11 protein-coding genes are annotated in these 17,928 nt (G+C 68.7%); 4 read left to right on the forward strand and 7 right to left on the reverse strand.

Translation table 11 applies throughout. The annotated features are described in order from the left end of the window. Nucleotides 1-187 precede the first annotated feature (187 nt). The gene (gene tsf / locus RALTA_RS08125) at nucleotides 188-1,066 is read right to left on the reverse strand and encodes a translation elongation factor Ts (RefSeq protein ID WP_012352953.1); all 879 of its coding nucleotides are present in this window, start codon (nucleotides 1,064-1,066) and stop codon (nucleotides 188-190) included. 284 nt (nucleotides 1,067-1,350) lie between these two features. Continuing rightward, nucleotides 1,351-2,094: a 30S ribosomal protein S2 gene (gene rpsB / locus RALTA_RS08130; protein ID WP_012352954.1), complete on the reverse strand. Its 744-nt coding sequence runs from the start codon at nucleotides 2,092-2,094 to the stop codon at nucleotides 1,351-1,353. Between the two features lie 335 nt (nucleotides 2,095-2,429). Between rpsB and map the strand changes: the two genes are divergently transcribed. The 3 genes from map to RALTA_RS08145 all read left to right on the forward strand — a co-directional run bounded on the left by map (nucleotide 2,430) and on the right by RALTA_RS08145 (nucleotide 7,754). Continuing rightward, nucleotides 2,430-3,248 carry a type I methionyl aminopeptidase gene (gene map, locus RALTA_RS08135; RefSeq protein WP_012352955.1) on the forward strand — a complete coding sequence of 273 codons (819 nt, stop codon included), beginning with the start codon at nucleotides 2,430-2,432 and terminating at the stop codon, nucleotides 3,246-3,248. 77 nt (nucleotides 3,249-3,325) lie between these two features. Continuing rightward, nucleotides 3,326-5,908 (forward strand): [protein-PII] uridylyltransferase, encoded by a 2,583-nt coding sequence (locus tag RALTA_RS08140; RefSeq protein ID WP_012352956.1) that lies wholly within the window; start codon nucleotides 3,326-3,328, stop codon nucleotides 5,906-5,908. Between the two features lie 22 nt (nucleotides 5,909-5,930). Next, nucleotides 5,931-7,754 carry a pseudouridine synthase gene (locus RALTA_RS08145; RefSeq protein WP_012352957.1) on the forward strand — a complete coding sequence of 608 codons (1,824 nt, stop codon included), beginning with the start codon at nucleotides 5,931-5,933 and terminating at the stop codon, nucleotides 7,752-7,754. Nucleotides 7,755-7,989: 235 nt separating this feature from the next. On the opposite strand, the gene def is transcribed toward RALTA_RS08145, so the two are convergent. Genes def through smc form a run of 4 tightly spaced genes read right to left on the reverse strand, consistent with a single transcriptional unit; the run spans nucleotide 7,990 to nucleotide 15,528 of the window. Further along, entirely contained in the window at nucleotides 7,990-8,523 is a 534-nt protein-coding gene (gene def, locus RALTA_RS08150; RefSeq protein WP_012352958.1) for a peptide deformylase, read from the reverse strand. Between the two features lie 15 nt (nucleotides 8,524-8,538). Then, nucleotides 8,539-10,668 (reverse strand): NAD-dependent DNA ligase LigA, encoded by a 2,130-nt coding sequence (gene ligA, locus RALTA_RS08155; RefSeq protein WP_012352959.1) that lies wholly within the window; start codon nucleotides 10,666-10,668, stop codon nucleotides 8,539-8,541. 13 nt (nucleotides 10,669-10,681) lie between these two features. Further along, nucleotides 10,682-12,016 carry a cell division protein ZipA C-terminal FtsZ-binding domain-containing protein gene (locus RALTA_RS08160; protein WP_012352960.1) on the reverse strand — a complete coding sequence of 445 codons (1,335 nt, stop codon included), beginning with the start codon at nucleotides 12,014-12,016 and terminating at the stop codon, nucleotides 10,682-10,684. Continuing rightward, complete coding sequence (smc, locus tag RALTA_RS08165) at nucleotides 12,013-15,528, reverse strand: chromosome segregation protein SMC (RefSeq protein WP_012352961.1); 3,516 nt, start codon at nucleotides 15,526-15,528, stop codon at nucleotides 12,013-12,015. Before smc ends, RALTA_RS08160 begins: the two co-directional genes overlap by 4 nt. Nucleotides 15,529-15,968: 440 nt before the next feature. Here smc and RALTA_RS08170 point away from each other — a divergent pair, with 440 nt between their 5' ends. Further along, the gene (locus RALTA_RS08170) at nucleotides 15,969-16,796 is read left to right on the forward strand and encodes a ferritin-like domain-containing protein (protein ID WP_012352962.1); all 828 of its coding nucleotides are present in this window, start codon (nucleotides 15,969-15,971) and stop codon (nucleotides 16,794-16,796) included. A gap of 12 nt (nucleotides 16,797-16,808) precedes the next feature. Here RALTA_RS08170 and RALTA_RS08175 read toward each other — a convergent pair whose 3' ends face one another. Continuing rightward, complete coding sequence (locus RALTA_RS08175) at nucleotides 16,809-17,777, reverse strand: DMT family transporter (RefSeq protein ID WP_012352963.1); 969 nt, start codon at nucleotides 17,775-17,777, stop codon at nucleotides 16,809-16,811. Nucleotides 17,778-17,928 lie beyond the last annotated feature (151 nt).

Genomic DNA, 17,928 nt, shown 5'->3' on the forward strand with positions numbered 1-17,928 from the left:
GCCGGTTTTCGGGGTGCCCCGGACTGGACCGGACCACCGCGAAAACAGACTGCTGCCGCCGGACTGCCGTAGCGCAACGCGGCCGCGCCGTGCTGCACTACTTATGCAGAGGGGCACCTTGCGGCGCCCCTGCGGCATTATAGGCGCCCGGACCGGCACCGACGGCCGGCCCGGCGCGCCCCGGACATCAGCCCTTCTGGGCAGCGGCCACCTGGGCGGCCACTTCGGCGGCGAAGTCGTCCTGCTTCTTCTCGATGCCTTCGCCCACGACATAGAGCGTGAAGCTCTTGACGGTCGTGTTGGCGGCCTTCAGCATCTGCTCGACGGTCTGCTTGTCGTTCTTCACGAACGGCTGGTTGAACAGCGAGACTTCCTTCAGGTACTTCTGCACCGAACCCTCGACCATCTTGGCGGCGATCTCGGCCGGCTTGCCCGACTCGGCGGCCTTCTGCTCGGCGATGCTGCGCTCCTTGGCGATCAGGTCGGCGGGGACCTGCTCGGCCGACAGCGACACCGGCTTCATCGCGGCCACGTGCATGGCGACGTCCTTGGCGGCGGCTTCGTCGCCGTCGAACTCGACCATCACGCCGATGCGGGTGCCGTGCAGGTACGAGACCAGCTTGCCGCCGTTGGCGTAGCGGGCAAAGCGGCGGATCGTCATGTTTTCGCCGATCTTGCCGATCAGGGCGGTACGGGTGGCTTCAACGCTCACGCCGTCGATTTCCAGCGCCGACAGCGCGGCCACGTCGGCCGGGTTCTGCTTGGCGACCAGCTCGGCCACCTTGGCCGAGAAGGCCAGGAAGTCGTCGTTCTTGGAGACGAAATCGGTTTCGCAGTTCAGTTCGACCAGCGCGCCGGTGGTGCCGTCGATGAACGCAGCGACCACGCCTTCGGCGGTCACGCGCGAGGCAGCCTTGCTGGCCTTGTTGCCCAGCTTGACGCGCAGCAGCTCTTCAGCCTTGTTCAGGTCGCCGTCGGCCTCGGTCAGGGCCTTCTTGCATTCCATCATCGGCGCGTCGGTCTTCGCGCGCAGTTCTGCAACCATGCTTGCGGTAATTGCCGCCATTTGTCACTCCTTGAATGGTTCGCGCCGGGTGCAGGCAGTCGCCCGCTGCACCCGGTCGGTGGGTCTTCAGCGCACCCGCGGCAGATCTTGCCTGCGGCGGATGACAACAATTCAAATTCGAAAAAAGGGGGCGCCAGATGTGCCCCCTTTTTTGCCCTGCTGCCGAAGTACCCCGGCTTGCGCCCTGCGCGCTGCCCGGCGTGCCGGGCGGCAGGCGACGCCTGCCTTGTCCTGTGTTGACGTGCGCGCTATCGGGTTCCTTTCAGCAGCGGGCCGGGAGGCTATCAGCCTTCCTGCACTTCGACGAATTCGTCGTCGCCGCGGGCGGCTTCAACGACTTCCTGCACGGCATTGGCACGGCCTTCCAGGATGGCGTCGGCCACGCCGCGCACGTACAGGGCCACGGCCTTGCTCGAGTCGTCGTTGCCCGGGATCACGTAATCGATGCCTTCCGGCGAGTGGTTGGTATCGACCACGCCGATCACGGGGATGCCCAGCTTGTTGGCTTCGGTCACGGCGATCTTGTGGTAGCCGACGTCGACCACGAAGATGGCGTCAGGCACGCCGCCCATTTCCTTGATGCCGCCGATCGACTTTTCCAGCTTGATCATCTCGCGCTCGAACATCAGCGCTTCCTTCTTGCTCATGGTTTCCAGCGCGCCGGCTTCCTTGGCGGCTTCCATGTCCTTCAGGCGCTTGATCGAGGTCTTGACCGTCTTGAAGTTGGTCAGCATGCCGCCGAGCCAGCGGGCGTCGACGTAAGGCATGCCGGCGCGGCCTGCTTCTTCAGCCAGGATTTCGCGCGACTGGCGCTTGGTGCCCACGAAAAGGATGGTGCCGCGATTGGCCGCCAGCTGACGCACGTACTTCATGGCGTCCTGGAACATCGGCAGCGTCTTTTCGAGGTTGATGATGTGGATCTTGTTGCGATGGCCGAAGATGAAGGGGGCCATCTTCGGGTTCCAGAAGCGGGTCTGGTGGCCGAAGTGGCAACCGGCTTCCAGCATTTCGCGCATGGTCACGGACATGTGAATCTCCAAAGGGTTAGGTCTGAAGCCCGCCCCGACATTCCTGAAAAGGAACACCCCGGATAGGCGGGCCAGCGATTTCAAGCGGCAGGAAGGCCCTGCCAGATAACCGAACCGGCCGGCGCAATTGCTGCGGCGCAACCAGATCAGCCCGCTATTGTAGCAACAAAAGTGCCGCCCGCTCAAGCCGTGCGGGTCTCTCCCTCCTGGGGCGCGCTGGCGCGGGCGGCCCGGAACAGGCTGCGATCCGGCCTCGATGGTGCGATAATCCCACTTTGCACCTTCGATTCAGGCGTGGCCCGTGGCCCCGCCTTCACTTTTTCTGGCGACGCAGCATGAGCATTTACCTGAACACCGCCGAAGACATCGCCCACATGCGCGTGGCTTGCCGCCTTGCCTCCGAAGTCCTCGACTACATCACGCCCTTCGTGCAACCCGGCGTCACCACCGGCGAACTCGACCGCCTGTGCCACGCCTATATGCGCGACGTGCAGGGCACGGTGCCGGCGCCGCTGAATTATGCGCCCCCGGGATACCCGCCCTTCCCCGGCGCGATCTGCACCTCGGTCAACGACGTCATCTGCCACGGCATTCCCGGCGAGCGCGTGCTCAAGAGCGGCGACGCCGTCAATCTGGACATCACCGTCATCACCAAGGACGGCTACTACGGCGACACCAGCCGCATGTTCATCGTCGGCGAGGGCTCGATCCTGGCCAGGCGCCTGGCGCAGGTGACCTATGAGTGCATGTGGAAGGGCATCGCCCAGGTGCGCCACGGCGCCCGCCTCGGCGATATCGGCCACGCCATCCAGGTGCACGCCGAAGCCGCCGGCTACAGCGTGGTGCGCGAGTACTGCGGCCACGGCATCGGCAAGAATTTCCACGAAGACCCGCAGATCCTGCACTACGGCCGCCCCGGCACCGGCGCCGAGATCAAGGCCGGCATGATCTTCACGGTGGAGCCGATGATCAACGCCGGCAAGCGCGATATCCGCACCATGCCCGACCAGTGGACCGTGAAGACCCGCGACCGCAGCCTGTCGGCGCAGTGGGAGCACACGGTACTGGTCACCGAGACCGGCTACGAAGTGCTGACGGTGTCCGCCGGCACCCCGGCGCCGCCGGCCTTCATTACCGATTCCGTGGCGGCCTGACGCCGCGCGCAAGCCAGGGCGCCTGACCGGGCGCCCTTCTTTTTCCAGCCGTGCCCACGAACCCTTCCGCCCTCCCCATGGACACCACGCCGGAACTGCTGCTGGCCGCGCGCGTGCGCGACCAGCTGAAAGCCGACAAGCAGGCGCTGTTTGCGGACTTCAACGCCAGCGCCAATGCCGGCACGCTGACCACGCGGCTGCGCCGCGCCGTCGATGCCGCGCTCGGCGAGGCCTGGCGCGGGCTGGCGATGCCCGCGGACGCGGCGCTGGTGGCGGTGGGCGGCTACGGCCGCGGCGAACTGTTCCCGTACTCGGACGTCGACGTGCTGCTGTTGCTGCCGGCCGAACCCGACCGGGATACCGCCGGCAAGCTGGAACGCTTTATCGGCCTGTGCTGGGACCTGGGGCTCGAGATCGGCTCGGCCGTGCGCACCGTTGACGACTGCATCCGCGAGTCGCGCCAGGACGTCACCATCCAGACCTCGCTGCTCGAGGCGCGCCTGCTGACCGGCAACCGCAAGCTGTTCGAGGCGCTGCGCAGCCGCTACCAGGCCGACCTCGACCCGGCGGCGTTCTTCCAGGCCAAGCTGCTGGAAATGCGCCAGCGCCACGCCAAGTACCAGGACACGCCCTACGCGCTCGAGCCCAACTGCAAGGAGAGCCCGGGCGGGCTGCGCGACCTGCAGGTGATCCTGTGGATGACCAAGGCCGCGGGCCTGGGCGACAGCTGGAAGGAATTGTTCGAGAAGGGGCTGCTGACGCAGCGCGAAGCGCAGGAACTGGCCCGCAACGAGCGCCTGCTGAAGACCATCCGCGCGCGCCTGCACCTGGTCGCCGGGCGCCGCCAGGACGTGCTGGTGTTCGACCTGCAGACCGCGCTGGCCGAGGCCTTCGGCTACCGCCAGAGTGCCCACAAGCGCGCCAGCGAGCAGCTGATGCGCCGCTACTACTGGGCCGCCAAGGCGGTGACCCAGCTCAACAGCGTGCTGCTGCTCAATATCGAGGCGATGCTGTTCCCCAGCGAGTCGCAGGTGACGCGCGTGCTCAACGAGCGCTTCGTCGAGCGCCAGGGCATGCTGGAAATCACCAGCGACGACCTCTACGAGCGCGACCCGCACGCCATCCTCGAGACCTTCCTGCTGTACGAGCGCACGCCCGGCGTGAAGGGACTGGCCCCGCGCACGCTGCGCGGGTTGTACAACGCCCGCACGGTGATGGACGCGCGCTGGCGCAACGACCCCGAGAACCGCCGGCTGTTCCTGGCCATCGTGCAGGAGCCGCAGGGCATTACCCATGCGCTGCGGCTGATGAACCAGACCAGCGTGCTGGGCCGCTACCTGATCAACTTCCGGCGCATCGTCGGGCAGATGCAGCACGACCTGTTCCACGTGTACACCGTGGATCAGCACATCCTGATGGTGGTGCGCAACATGCGCCGCTTCGCCATTGTCGAGCACACCCACGAGTTCCCGTTCTGCAGCCAGTTGATGGCCAGCTTCGACAAGCCCTGGGTGCTGTGGGTGGCGGCGCTGTTCCACGACATCGCCAAGGGCCGCGGCGGCGACCATTCACGGCTCGGCACCGTCGATGCGCGCCGCTTCTGCAGGCAGCACGGCATTGCGCGCGAGGACGCCGACCTGATCTGCTGGCTGGTCGAGCACCACCTGACCATGAGCCACGTCGCGCAGAAACAGGACCTGACCGATCCGGACGTGGTCCATGCCTTCGCCGAGGTGGTCGGCAGCGAACGCTACCTGACCGCGCTCTACCTGCTGACCGTCGCCGATATCCGTGGCACCAGCCCCAAGGTATGGAACGCCTGGAAGGGCAAGCTGCTGGAAGACCTGTACCACATCACGCTGCGCGTGCTGGGCGGCGCGCGGGTGGACCCGCACTCGCTGTGGTCGCAGCGCAAGGCGGACACCATCTCGGAACTGCGCCTGAAAGCGTTCGACCCGGCGCTGGGCAAGTCGCTGTGGGCGCAGCTGGACGTGGCCTTCTTCCTGCGCCACGATTCGCACGATATCGCCTGGCTGACGCGCCACCTGTACAACAAGGTCGACAGCCCGGTGCCGGTGGTCAAGGCGCGCGTGTCGCCGGCCGGCGAAGGCCTGCAGGTAGCGGTCTACATCAAGGACCAGCCCGACCTGTTCGCGCGCATCTGCGGCTATTTCGAGCGCAAGGCGTTTTCGATCCAGGACGCCAAGATCCACACCACGCGCCACGGCTACGCGCTCGATACGTTCCAGGTCACCGACCCCGGCATGGCCGGCGACGGCGGCAATTACCGCGACATCATCGCGCTGGTCGAGCACGAGCTGTGCGAGCGGCTGCGCCTGCAGGGCGCGCTGCCCGAGCCCACGCAGGGGCGGCTGTCGCGCCAGTCGCGCAGCTTCCCGATCAAGCCGCGCGTCGACCTGCGCCCGGACGAGCGCGGCCAGTATTACCTGCTGTCGCTGTCCGCCAACGACCGCACCGGCCTGCTGTACGCCATCGCCCGCGTACTGGCGCGCCATCGCGTGTCCGTGCACACGGCACGCATCAACACTTTGGGCGAACGCGTCGAAGACGTGTTCCTGGTAGACGGCAGCCGCCTGGCCGCCGACAACCGATTGCAGATTCAGCTTGAACAGGACTTGCTCGCCGCCCTCGCCATCTGAGGCGGGCGGGCATCATCAACCTATGACCGACAGCAATTCGCCGAAGCGCAAGACGCTAGGCATCAAGGCCGCCAGCGATACCGGCACGGCCGCGCGCAAGGGCGGCACCCGCCCCGTGCGCGTGTCCGACCTGAACCGCAAGCGCGTGCAGGCCGTCTCCGAGGGCATCAAGCGCGCCCAGCAGCGCGCCGGCGGCAAGACCGGTGGCAGCGCCGCCCAGGGCGAAGCGCCAGCACAGCCGCGCCAGCCGCGTGCGCCCCGCCCCGCTGACAGCGAACGCCAGGCGCGTCCGCGCCGCCCGGATGCCGGCGAGGCGCGCCCTCGACGCTTCGGCGACGACGAAAGCCGTCCGCGCCGCTATGGCGATGACCGCGGCGAAGCGCGCCCACGCCGCTTCGAAGGCAGCGAGTCGCGCCCGCCGCGCCGCTTCGGCGACGACGACAATCGTCCACGCCGTGCTGGCGATGACCGCGGCGAAGCGCGTCCGCGCCGCTTCGAAGGCAGCGAGTCGCGCCCGCCGCGCCGCTTCGGCGACGACGAAAGCCGTCCGCGCCGCTATGGCGATGACCGCGGCGAAGCACGCCCGCGCCGTTTCGAAGGCAGCGAGTCGCGCCCGCCGCGCCGCTATGGCGACGACGACAACCGTCCGCGCCGCACTGGCGACGACCGTGGCGAGGCGCGGCCGCGCCGCTTCGAAAGCAGCGAGTCGCGCCCGCCGCGCCGCTATGGCGACGACGACAACCGTCCGCGCCGCACTGGCGACGACCGTGGCGAGCCGCGCCCGCGCCGCTTCGAAGGCGCTGACACCCGCCCGCGCCGCTTTGGTGACGACGACAAGCGCCCTCGCCGCTTCGAAGGCGCCGACTCGCGCCCGCGCCGCCATGGCGACGACGAGCGGCGCGCCCGCCCCGCGCCGTCGGGCGAGCGCCGCCGCGAAGGCACGGCACCGGCACGCCGCTTCAGCGACGCGGCCGACCGTATCCGCACCGCCGGGCCCGCACGCCCGGAACGCGCCCCGGCGCCAGCTTCGCGCCGCGAAGCGCCCGCGGCGCCGCGCGACGAATCCAGCCACGACGACGGCCTGGTACGCCTGTCCAAGCGCATGTCCGAACTCGGCCTGTGCTCGCGCCGCGAGGCCGACGAATGGATCCCGCGCGGCTGGGTGCTGGTCGACGGCAAGCCCGTGACCGAACTCGGCAGCCGCATCCGCCCGGACGCCGAGATCGAGATCCTGCAGGAAGCGCGCTCCGAGCAAGGCGAGCGCGTCACCGTGCTGCTGAACAAGCCGGTGGGCTACGTTTCCGGGCAGGCCGAGGATGGCTACGAGCCCGCCGCGGCGCTGTTCGCTCCGGAGAACCAGTGGGAAGGCGACCCCACGCGCAAGCGCTTTGCGCCGTGGCAACGCAAGAACCTGGCGCCGGCCGGCCGCCTCGATATCGACTCCACCGGCCTGCTGGTGCTGACCCAGGACGGCCGGGTCGCGCGCGCGCTGATCGGCGAAGATTCGACCGTCGAGAAGGAATACCTGGTGCGCGTGGTCTGGCACTCGCCGCACGGGCCGGTCGAGCGCAACATCAGCGCCGAATTCCCGGCCGATGACCTGGAACTGCTGCGCCACGGCCTGTCGCTGGACGGCGTGCCGCTCAAGCCGGCCAAGGTCAGCTGGCAGAACGAAGAGCAGCTGCGCTTCGTGCTGCGCGAGGGCCGCAAGCGCCAGATCCGCCGCATGTGCGAACAGGTGGGGCTGCAGGTGGTGGGCCTCAAGCGCGTGCGCATGGGGCGCGTGGTGCTGGGCGATCTGCCGCCGGGCAAGTGGCGGTTCCTGGGGCAGTTCGAGAAGTTCTGATGTGAAAAAGCGGCCGGAATGGCCGCTTTTTTCGGGGGGGTGGGCAATCGCCACCGCCTCATCCCTGTACCGATTGCGTGCTCCCTCTCCCGCTTGCGGGAGAGGGTTGGGGAGAGGGCCGGCATGTCGACGAAGTGACAGGCGTCGGTATGCCAGCGCCTGCCCTCTCCCCCTGCCCCTCTCCCGCAAGCGGGAGAGGGGAGCAAACCGGCAGCGTGCCGATTGGCATTGCCATTCAATCGTCGCTATTCGCCGGCAAATCCGGAAACAGCACCTCGGTAAACCCGAAGTTCGAAAAATCCTTGATCCGCATCGGATAAAGAATCCCCTGCAGATGGTCGCACTCATGCTGCACCACGCGCGCATGGAAGCCCTCGGCCACGCGCTCGATGCGGTTGCCCATCAGGTCGTAGCCGCTGTACTTCAGCCGCAGGTGGCGCGGCACCACGCCGCGCAGGCCCGGCACCGACAGGCAGCCCTCCCAGCCGTCCTCCATCTCGTCGGACTGCATTTCCAGCACGGGGTTGATCAATACGGTCTTGGGCACGGTGGGCGCGTCCGGGTAGCGCGGATTGCGGTCGAAGCCGAAGATCACCACCTGCAGGTCGACGCCGATCTGCGGCGCGGCCAGGCCCGCGCCGTTGGCGTGGTCCATGGTGTCGAACATGTCTTCGATCAGCGTGCGCAGCTCCGGCGTGTTGAAGCGCTCCACCGGCCGCGCCACCTGCAGCAGGCGCGGATCACCCATCTTTAGAATCTCGCGGATCATGGTTCCGTTCCCCGGTTATTCCTCGGCCGGCGCGGCGCCTGCCTGCGCCAGCAGCGCCAGCATGCCGGCCTCGTCCAGCACCGGCACGCCCAGCGCCTCGGCCTTGTCCAGCTTGCTGCCGGCCTCGGCGCCGGCAACCACGTAGTCGGTCTTCTTCGACACCGACCCCGCCACCTTGGCGCCGGCGGCTTCCAGCAGTTCCTTGGCGTCTTCGCGCGACAAGGTCGGCAGCGTCCCGGTCAGGACAAAGGTCTTGCCCGACAGCGGCGCCGGCGACTTTGCCACCGGCTCGCTTTCCGGCCAGTGTACGCCCGCGGCGCGCAGTTGCTCGATGACCTCGACATTGTGCGGCTCGGCGAAGAAGTGCGCGATCGACTGCGCCACCACCGGGCCGACATCGTTGACCTCCAGCAGGGCGGCTTCGTCGGCCGCCATCAGCGCATCGAGCTTGCCGAAGTGCCGGGCCAGGTCCTTGGCGGTCGCTTCGCCGACGTGGCGGATGCCAAGCGCGAAAATGAAGCGGTTCATGGTGGTCGCGCGCGACTTGTCGATCGCCGCCACCAGGTTGGCGGCCGACTTGTCCGCCATGCGCTCCAGCGCGGCCAGCTTGGCGACGCCAAGCTTGTACAGGTCGGCCGGCGTGCGCACGATGCCCTGGTCGACCAGCTGCTCGACCAGCCTGTCGCCCAGGCCTTCGATATCCATGGCGCGCCGCTGCGCGAAATGCAGCAGCGATTGCTTGCGCTGCGCCGCGCAGATCAGGCCGCCGGTGCAGCGGGCAATGGCTTCGTCTTCCAGCTTCTCGATATGCGAGCCGCACACCGGGCAGGCGGTCGGCATCACGAAGGCGCGCGCGTCCGCCGGGCGGCGCTCGGCCACCACGGCGACGACTTCCGGGATCACGTCGCCGGCGCGGCGCACGATCACGGTGTCGCCAACATGCACGTCCTTGCGGCGGATCTCGTCCTCGTTGTGCAGCGTGGCATTGGTCACGGTCACGCCGCCGACGAACACCGGCCTGAGCCGCGCCACCGGCGTGATTGCGCCGGTGCGGCCGACCTGCACCTCGATGTCCTCGACGACGGTGGTCATTTCCTGCGCCGGGAACTTGTGCGCCAGCGCAAAGCGCGGCGCGCGCGAGACAAAGCCCAGGCGCTCCTGCTCGGCCAGCGCGTTGACCTTGTAGACCACGCCATCGATGTCGTAGGGCAGGTCGTCACGGCGCTTGCCGATATCGCGGTAGAAATCCAGCAGCCCTTGCGCGCCCTTCACCACCGCGCGGTCCTTGCACACCGGCAAACCCAGCGCGGCGAAGCCGTCGAGCATGGCGCTGTGGGTGGGCGGGCGCTCAACGCCCTGCAGCTCGCCCAGACCGTAGGCGAAGAACGACAGCGGACGCCTCGCGGTGATGCGCGGATCGAGCTGGCGCAGGCTGCCCGCGGCGGCGTTGCGCGGATTGACGAAGGTCTTTTCGCCGGCCTCGGCCTGGCGCGCGTTGAGCTTGTCGAAGTCGCGGCGGAACATGAAAACCTCGCCGCGAACCTCCAGCACCGCGGGCGCCTGGCCGCGCAGCTTGAGCGGGATCGCCTTGATGGTGCGCACGTTGACGGTGACGTCCTCGCCGGTCTCGCCATCGCCGCGGGTGGCGGCCTGAACCAGGCGGCCGTCTTCATAGCGCAGCGACATGGCCAGGCCGTCGAACTTCAGCTCGCACGCGTATTCGACCGCGTCGGCGGCGCTGAACAGGTCGGCCTCGCCTGCTGCCGGGGCGGTGCGGCCCAGCCCCTGCGCGCAGCGGCGGTCGAAGTTCAGCACGTCCTCGTCGGCAAAGGCGTTGTTGAGCGACAGCATCGGCACGCGGTGCCGCACCGAGTCGAACGCGGACAACGGCTCGCCGCCCACACGCTGGGTGGGCGAGTCGGGCGTCTGCAGCTCGGGATGCTCGAGTTCCAGCGCCATCAGTTCGCTGAACAGCGCGTCGTATTCCGCATCGGGAACGGTGGGCGCGTCCAGCACGTAATACTGGTAGTTGTGGCGGTCCAGCTCTTCACGCAGCCAGGCTACGCGGCTGGCGGCGGCGTCGGCCGGCAAGGCGCCGGCGGGCGCGGAGGCCTCTGCCTGCGCGCCGCGGTGTTTTGCGGTCATGGGCAGGCTCCGGCTAGTTGCTGAACAGGCGCAGCGCCACCGGCGAACCGGCCGGCATGCCGCGCGCTTCCAGCTTCTGGTACAGCGCTTCGAGCTGGTTGAAGATGGCGACGAACGACGCTTCGGTCAGCGGCCGCATATTGTCGTCGACCAGCTGCGCGCCCATGCGCTGCGCCAGCGTATGGCCGTATTCGCACACGGTCTTGAACGGCTTGGCGCCCTGGTCGGCCACCGGCACGTCGAGCAGCAGCGTGATCTGGCGGCCGGCCTTGACGGTGAGGTCGTCGCGCAGGAAGTTGGTGTCGCCGAACTGCAGCGTGAACAGCGGGCGCTGCACGCCCTCGGCATTGGCCTGGTAGCGGATAAAGCGGGTGCCGTCGCGCGACAGCACCAGCCCGTCTTGCGTGGCCACGTTCTGCACATAGGCAGCCGACCACGGTGCACCGTCGGAGATCACATTGACGCCCAGCTGCACGTCACTGGCGGCGGCAAAGGCGTCGAGCTCGCGCGCGTTGGCCACGGTCTCGCCCATGTCCGGCAGGTCGGCCGAGGCGTCGAGCGACTCGGCCAGCGATTCCACCGCGGTGATGAATTCCGAGAACTCCAGCGCATTGAGCGGGCCGCCGCGGTTGGCCAGCTGCACGCCCACCTGCAGGTCTTCATACTGGTGGCCGGCGGTGACAGGTTCCCAGGCGTTGGCTTCGGCGCGCAGGCCTTCGATGTGGACCGGCTTGGTGCCGGCACGGCGCAGGCGGCCGGTCAGCGGCAGGATGCGGTCGCCGGAAGCCTTGCGTTCGAGGTGCAGCGGCACGATGCAGTCGATCAGCGGATCGACCACGGCTGGCGCGGGCTGGCCGTCCGGCACGGCGGCGACCGGAGCCGGAGCGGGTGCCGGCGCAGACACGGTTGCTGGTGCAGGCGCCGTGGCAGGCGTCACCGCGGCAGCAGCGTCCGCTTCGTCGGCCGACGCCTGCGACGCTGCAGCCCCGACAGCTACCTCCTCGGCGACGGCTTCGTCGGCATCGGCAGTGCTGGCCGCCGCGGCCGCGGCGGCAGCGGCGTGATTGCGGTCAGCCACCGCGGCGCCGGCACTGGCCGGCGCCTGCGACAGCGTGGGCTCGCGCCGCGGCGGCTGCTCGGCCGCGGCTTCGTGCAGGCGTGCGACGGTCTCCGGCGCGGTGCTCTGGCCAACCACCGGCTCGCGCATCGGCGGCAGGTCGTCTTCGGGCCGCAGCTCGCGCGGGCGGCGCGCCTTGCGGATCTGCCACTGGTTGTAGCCGAACACCAGCACCACGAAAACCAGGCCCGCGACGATCAGCGCGGTCTGCAGGTCCATATTCAGGTTCATGCTGCCTCCGCCATCGACACCGCCGCGTCCATATCCACGGCCACGATACGCGAAACGCCCTGCTCCTGCATGGTCACGCCAATGAGTTGATGAGCCATTTCCATGGCGATCTTGTTATGTGAGATGAAAACGAATTGGGTCTTGTCCGACATGCGCGCCACCATATTGGCGTAGCGCTCGGTATTGGCGTCGTCCAGCGGCGCGTCGACCTCGTCCAGCAGGCAGAACGGCGCCGGGTTCAGCTGGAACATCGCGAACACCAGCGCGATCGCGGTCAGCGCCTTCTCGCCGCCCGACAGCAGGTGGATGGTCGAGTTCTTCTTGCCCGGCGGCTGCGCCATCACCTGCACGCCGGCATCGAGGATTTCCTCGCCGGTCATGATCAGGCGCGCCTGGCCGCCGCCGAACAGCGACGGGAACAGCTCGCCGAAATGGTGGTTGACCTGGTCGAAGGTGCCCTGCAGCAGCGCGCGGGTCTCCTGGTCGATCTTGGCGATCGCGTCCTCCAGCGTGCCGATGGCGTCGTTCAGGTCGGCCGACTGCGCGTCGAGGAAGGTCTTGCGCTCGCGCGCCGCGGCCAGTTCGTCGAGCGCGGCCATGTTGACCGGGCCCAGCGCATTGATGGCGTTGTTGATGCGCGTGACTTCGCCCTGCAGGTACGACGGCTTCAGGTCGCCGGTCAGCTTGCCGGCCAGCGCGGCCTCGTCCACCGCGGCGGCGCTCAGCTGCTCGCTGAACTGCTCCTGGTTCAGGCGCGCGGCCTGTTCCTTGAGCTGCAGCTCGGTGATGCGGTCGCGCAGCGGCTGCAGGCTGCGCTCGGCGGCCAGGCGCTGCTCGTCGTGCTGGCGCAGCTGTGCCGACAGCGCATCGAGCTCGGTGCGCGCGATGGTCAGCTTCTCTTCCTTCTCGGCACGGCGCTCCAGCGCTTCCTGCAGGCCGGTATGCGCGGTCTGCTCGTTGATGGTCTCGAGTTCGGCGCGGGCGTTCTCGAGCGATTCGGCGATGCGCTCGGCCTGGTCCGCCGCCACCTGGATATTGCGGCGCAGCTCATCGATGCGGCTGGCCAGGTTGCGCTCGGCAAACAGCGCTTCCTGCGCGGCGCGCTCGAGGTCGCGCAACTGGTGGCGCGCGCCCGAGAGCTTGCTGTCCAGCGCCTCGAAGGCCATCTGCTGGTCTTCGTGGGTGGCCTGCATCTCGGCCAGCGCGGCGTCGTGCTGCTCGAAGCTGGCTTCGGATTCTGCGCGGATGGCGCGCTGCTCTTCGATCTGCGCGTGGATCTCTGCCAGTTCCTCGCGGATCTGTCCGCTGCGGGCGGCATAGCGCTCCATCGCCTGCGACAGCTTGAGCACGTCCATCTGCAGCGTGTGCACGCGGCGCGTGGCCTGCTCGGCGCGCGCACGCGCTTCGCCCAGCGCCTGGCTGGCCTGGGTGTAGGCGGCTTCCGCCCGCACCGCCTCGGTCTTGGCTTCGTCGGACAGCAGCAGCTGCGCGCGCGCCTGCTTCTGCAGGTTTTCGATTTCCTGCTCGCGCGCGAGCATGCCGGCCTGCTCGGAATCGGCGGCGTAGATCTGGATCGCGTTACGGCCCACCAGGTGGCCTTCGGCGACCACGAACGAGGCACCGTCGGGCAGCGTGTTGCGCGCGGCCAGCGCCTGCGCCATGTCGGTGGCAACATAGACGTCGGCGAGCCAGTCCTGCATCACCGCGCGGATGCCCGGTTCGGTGATCTGCACCAGCGCCATCAGCGGGCGCAGGCCGGCGGGCGTTTCCAGCGGACGCGCGGCGGCCGGCGGCGAGTAGAACGCCAGCTTGGCCGGCGGCGCGTCGGACAGGAAGGCCTTGACCCAGTCCAGGTTCGACACTTCCAGCGCGGCCAGCTTCTCACGCAGCACGGATTCGAGCGCGTTCTCCCAGCCCGGCTCGATATGCACTTTCTTCCACAGCCGCGGCAGCTCGGACAGTTCATGTTTGGCCAGCCACGGCTGCACCTTGCCGTCGGTCTGCACGTTTTCCTGCAGCTGGCGCAGCGCCGACAGGCGCGCCTCAATCGTAGCGATGGCGGCGGCTTCGCTGTGCACGCGCGCCTGCGCGGCGCGGCGCGCCTCATCCAGGCGCGGCACGCTCTCTTCGGCGTCGGCGAGCACCGCCTGGGCTTCCTCGACCAGCGCTTCCTGCTCGGCCAGCTCGGCGCGGGCCTGCTCCAGGCGGGTCTCGTCGGGGCGGTCCAGGCCCTTGTCTTCGGCCGACAGCCGTTCGCGCCGCTGCTCCAGCTGCTGCAGCATCTGGTCGGCGCTGCGCTGTTGCGCGGCTTCCAGCTTCAGCGCCTGCTCGGCCTGCATGATGCCGGCGCGCTGCTCGTTGAGCAGTTGCTGGGCGTCGCGCCATTGCGCTTCGAGCGTCGGCAGCTCGTCGTTCTGCTGCGCCACGGCTTCCTGGGCCTCGACCGTGCGGCCTTCCGCCACCGCCAGGTTTTCCTCGGCCTGCGCCAGCTCGTCGGTGGCCTGCTCGGCCTTGCCCTGCCATTGCTCGCGCTGCGCGGTCAGCGCGGCGATCTGCGCCTGCACGCGGTTGCGCGATTCCACCACGTAACGGATCTCGGCCTCGAGCTTGCTGACTTCGGCATTGGCCTCGTACAGCGCGCCCTGTGCGGCGTGCATGCCATCCGATGCGGCATAGTGCGCGGCGCGCAGGGTTTCCAGCTCGGCCTCGACATGGCGCAGCTGCGCGGTCTGCGCTTCCAGGTCGATCTGGGCCTGCTCGATGGCGCGCTGGTGGCGTTCCTGCTCCTGCTGCGCCTCGCGCTTGCGCAGCAGCCACAGCAGGTGCTGCTTCTCTTCGCCGTCGGCCTGCAGCGTCTTGAAGCGCTGCGCCACTTCGGCCTGGCCCTCGAGCTTTTCGAGGTTGCTGCCGAGTTCGCGCAGGATGTCTTCGACCCGGGTCAGGTTTTCGCGGGTATCCGACAGCCGGTTCTCGGTCTCGCGGCGGCGCTCCTTGTACTTGGAGACCCCCGCCGCCTCTTCCAGGAAGATGCGCATGTCATCGGGCTTGGCCTCGATGATGCGCGAGATCATGCCTTGCCCGATGATGGCGTAGGCGCGCGGGCCCAGGCCCGTGCCCAGGAAGATGTCCTGGATGTCGCGCCGGCGCACCGGCTGGTTGTTGATGTAGTAGGAAGACGTGCCATCGCGGGTCAGCACGCGCTTGACCGCCACTTCGGCGTACTGGCTCCACTGGCCTGCGGCGCGGCCTTCGGCGTTGTCGAACACCAGTTCGACGCTGGCGCGTCCGGCCTGCTTGCGCGCCGTGGAACCGTTGAAGATGACGTCCTGCATAGATTCGCCACGCAGCTCTGACGCGCGTGACTCGCCCAGCACCCAACGCACCGCGTCGATGATGTTGGATTTGCCGCAGCCGTTGGGACCGACGATGCCGACCAGTTGGCCCGGCACCTGGAAATTGGTGGGATCGACGAATGACTTGAAGCCCGCCAGCTTGATCGAGGATAGTCGCACGGTTTCTCGTGTGGTATCGGCCACTCCGGCAGGAAAAGCGGGGGCGGCCAGGTATCGGGTATCGGGGCTATTGCTCGGTTCGGAAAAGCCGGGCTGCGCGGGAGTCGGCGCGGCGTGACGCCGGCACCTCAAAATACCCCCCGGGCCCGTGAATTGGGGCTAATCATACCATCGCAGATGCCTTCGCCGGCCCGTTTGGGCTCGTCCCGGGGATGGTCGCCGGGCCCCGGAATTCCCTTGCCTTTCCGACTCTTACAAGCGTTTTCGCAAGCACTTTGGCAGCCAACGCGTGGGCAGCCCGCCACGCTTGCGCGGCCCGGGCGCTGAAACTAATTAGGGTAAATGCTAGTCTCTGCTCTGTCGGCGTGATGCCGGATGCGCTCCGGCCCCACGCACCCTGAACGCCCCTTGCAGCCTTTGGCCAACCAGGAGGACAGAGCATGAGTGAACCGTCAGCGGCCAACCGGCCGTGGTCTGTCAACGACATCCGATACGAGGCGATCGACCTCGCGCGCGTGCGCGGCGACCGCGACCTGTTCTACCTGCTGGTGTCGGCCTCGTTCATCGAGAGCGGCTCCGACACCTACGCGGGCAACCTTGCCACCTACTACGCCCGGGTGCCCGATGCGGCCGGCTGGCTGGCCGAGCAGTGGGAAGCCGAGGAGCTGCAGCATGGCCTGGCGCTGCGGCGCTATGTCGAGCACGTCTGGCCGGAATTCGACTGGGAGCGGGGCTACGCGCGCTTTTTCGCCGAGTACAGCCAGACCTGCTCGATCGACCAGTTCGAGCCGACCGAGGCACTGGAAATGGCGGCGCGCTGCGTGGTGGAAACCGGCACGGCGGCCTACTACCGGGCGCTCGAGCAGGCCAGCGACGAGCCGGTGCTGCGCGACCTGACGCGGCGCATCTCCAACGACGAGGTGCGGCACTACAAGCACTTCCTCCACTTCTTCAACCGCTTCGCCGAGGCCGAGCGCCTGGGCCGGCTGCGCGTGCTGGGCGCGGTGGCGCGCCGGCTGCTGGAAATCAAGAACGAGGACGCCGCGATCGCGCTGCGCAACGTGCTGCGCATGGAACGCGGGGTCGAGTCGATCCCGGAGGCGGAGGTGCGCGCGCTCAATACGCGCGTATCCGGCGTGATCCGCCGCAACATCCCGATCGAGATGACCGTCAAGATGCTGCTGCGGCCGCTGCAGCTGCACCGCGGCGTGGAGCGCGCGGTGCGCGCGCCGCTGGTGGCGATGGTGTCGCGCGTGATGCTGCATTGACCCGCGCCCGGGCTAGTGGCAGGCCGCGGCCTCCGCGCCTGCCTCCGGCGCGGGCGCGGCGCGGCTGCGGTGAACCAGCCCGGACAAGGCCCCGGCGGCGATGATGCACAGCCCGCCCGCGGCCTCCTTCCAGCTCAGCACCTCGGTGGCCAGCCACCACGACGACAGCGCGGCGATGACAATCTCGAACAGCATCAGCAGCGACACGCGGTTGGCCGGCAGCCGCTGCAGCCCGTACTGCACCACCGAATTGCTGACCACCAGCACCGCCGCCAGCCCCAGCACCAGCATCGCCGCGCTGACCTGCGCGCCCGGCACCACCGCCACCGCCGGGCCGTCGAGCAGCAGCGCGGCCGGCACGCCGACCACGGTGCAGCCCAGGTAGACCACCACCGTGCGCACGCGGGCGTCGGTGTCCGGAAAGCGCTGCCCGGCGCGGCGCGACAGCACGTTGTTGACGGCAAAACCCATGCCGCCGATCAGCCCCGACCATTCCGCGGCGGAGCCCGGCAGCGGCACGCCGACCGCGGGCGTCCACAGCATCAGCCCGGCGCCGAACAGCGCCAGCCCCACCAGCGCCAGCCCGGCCGCGGACAGCCGCTCGCCCAGGAACAGCCGCGCGAACAGCGCGGTCCAGACCGGCGTCAGGTAGAACAGCAGCAGCACGCGCATCACATGGCCGTTGACGCTGCCCCAGACGAAGCCGGCGTTGGTCACGCCCGCCGCCAGGCCGATCGCGACGAACAGCCAGTGCGGGCGCAACCCGCCCAGGTGGCGGCGGAAGGCCAGCAGCGACAGCACCGCCGCCACCGCGCTGACCAGCGCCGCGGCATGCATGCCGCCCAGCCCCCAGCCGGCCAGCACGCGGTACGGGAACCAGGCGATGCCCCACACCGAGGCGCCGATCAGGATGGAAAGCGATGCCTTGACCGCATGGCGGTCGGCCGGCGCCAGCGGCGCCGCAACGGAATTTGTGCTCATAAAGGGAATCGGTGCGAGGCGAGCCGGAGCGCCCGCCATGCGCGGCGGGCAGCGTCCGGACGGCGCCGGCGGCATCACCGTGGCGTGATGCCCGCCATCCATGCCGGCCCAACCCTCGCCAAAGACCGCCTGGCGGGCCGGGACCGCGCAC

The sequence above is a fragment of the Cupriavidus taiwanensis LMG 19424 genome (assembly GCF_000069785.1).
GTDB lineage: Bacteria > Pseudomonadota > Gammaproteobacteria > Burkholderiales > Burkholderiaceae > Cupriavidus > Cupriavidus taiwanensis.

Coding starts and splice junctions, on each gene's coding strand:
- def (WP_012352958.1), bottom strand. CDS start 8,523: ATGATCCGCGAGATTCTAAAGATGGGTGATCCGCGCCTGCTGCAGGTG.
- map (WP_012352955.1), top strand. CDS start 2,430: ATGAGCATTTACCTGAACACCGCCGAAGACATCGCCCACATGCGCGTG.
- RALTA_RS08175 (WP_012352963.1), bottom strand. CDS start 17,777: ATGAGCACAAATTCCGTTGCGGCGCCGCTGGCGCCGGCCGACCGCCAT.
- RALTA_RS08140 (WP_012352956.1), top strand. CDS start 3,326: ATGGACACCACGCCGGAACTGCTGCTGGCCGCGCGCGTGCGCGACCAG.
- tsf (WP_012352953.1), bottom strand. CDS start 1,066: ATGGCGGCAATTACCGCAAGCATGGTTGCAGAACTGCGCGCGAAGACC.
- rpsB (WP_012352954.1), bottom strand. CDS start 2,094: ATGTCCGTGACCATGCGCGAAATGCTGGAAGCCGGTTGCCACTTCGGC.
- ligA (WP_012352959.1), bottom strand. CDS start 10,668: ATGACCGCAAAACACCGCGGCGCGCAGGCAGAGGCCTCCGCGCCCGCC.
- RALTA_RS08170 (WP_012352962.1), top strand. CDS start 15,969: ATGAGTGAACCGTCAGCGGCCAACCGGCCGTGGTCTGTCAACGACATC.
- RALTA_RS08160 (WP_012352960.1), bottom strand. CDS start 12,016: ATGAACCTGAATATGGACCTGCAGACCGCGCTGATCGTCGCGGGCCTG.
- RALTA_RS08145 (WP_012352957.1), top strand. CDS start 5,931: ATGACCGACAGCAATTCGCCGAAGCGCAAGACGCTAGGCATCAAGGCC.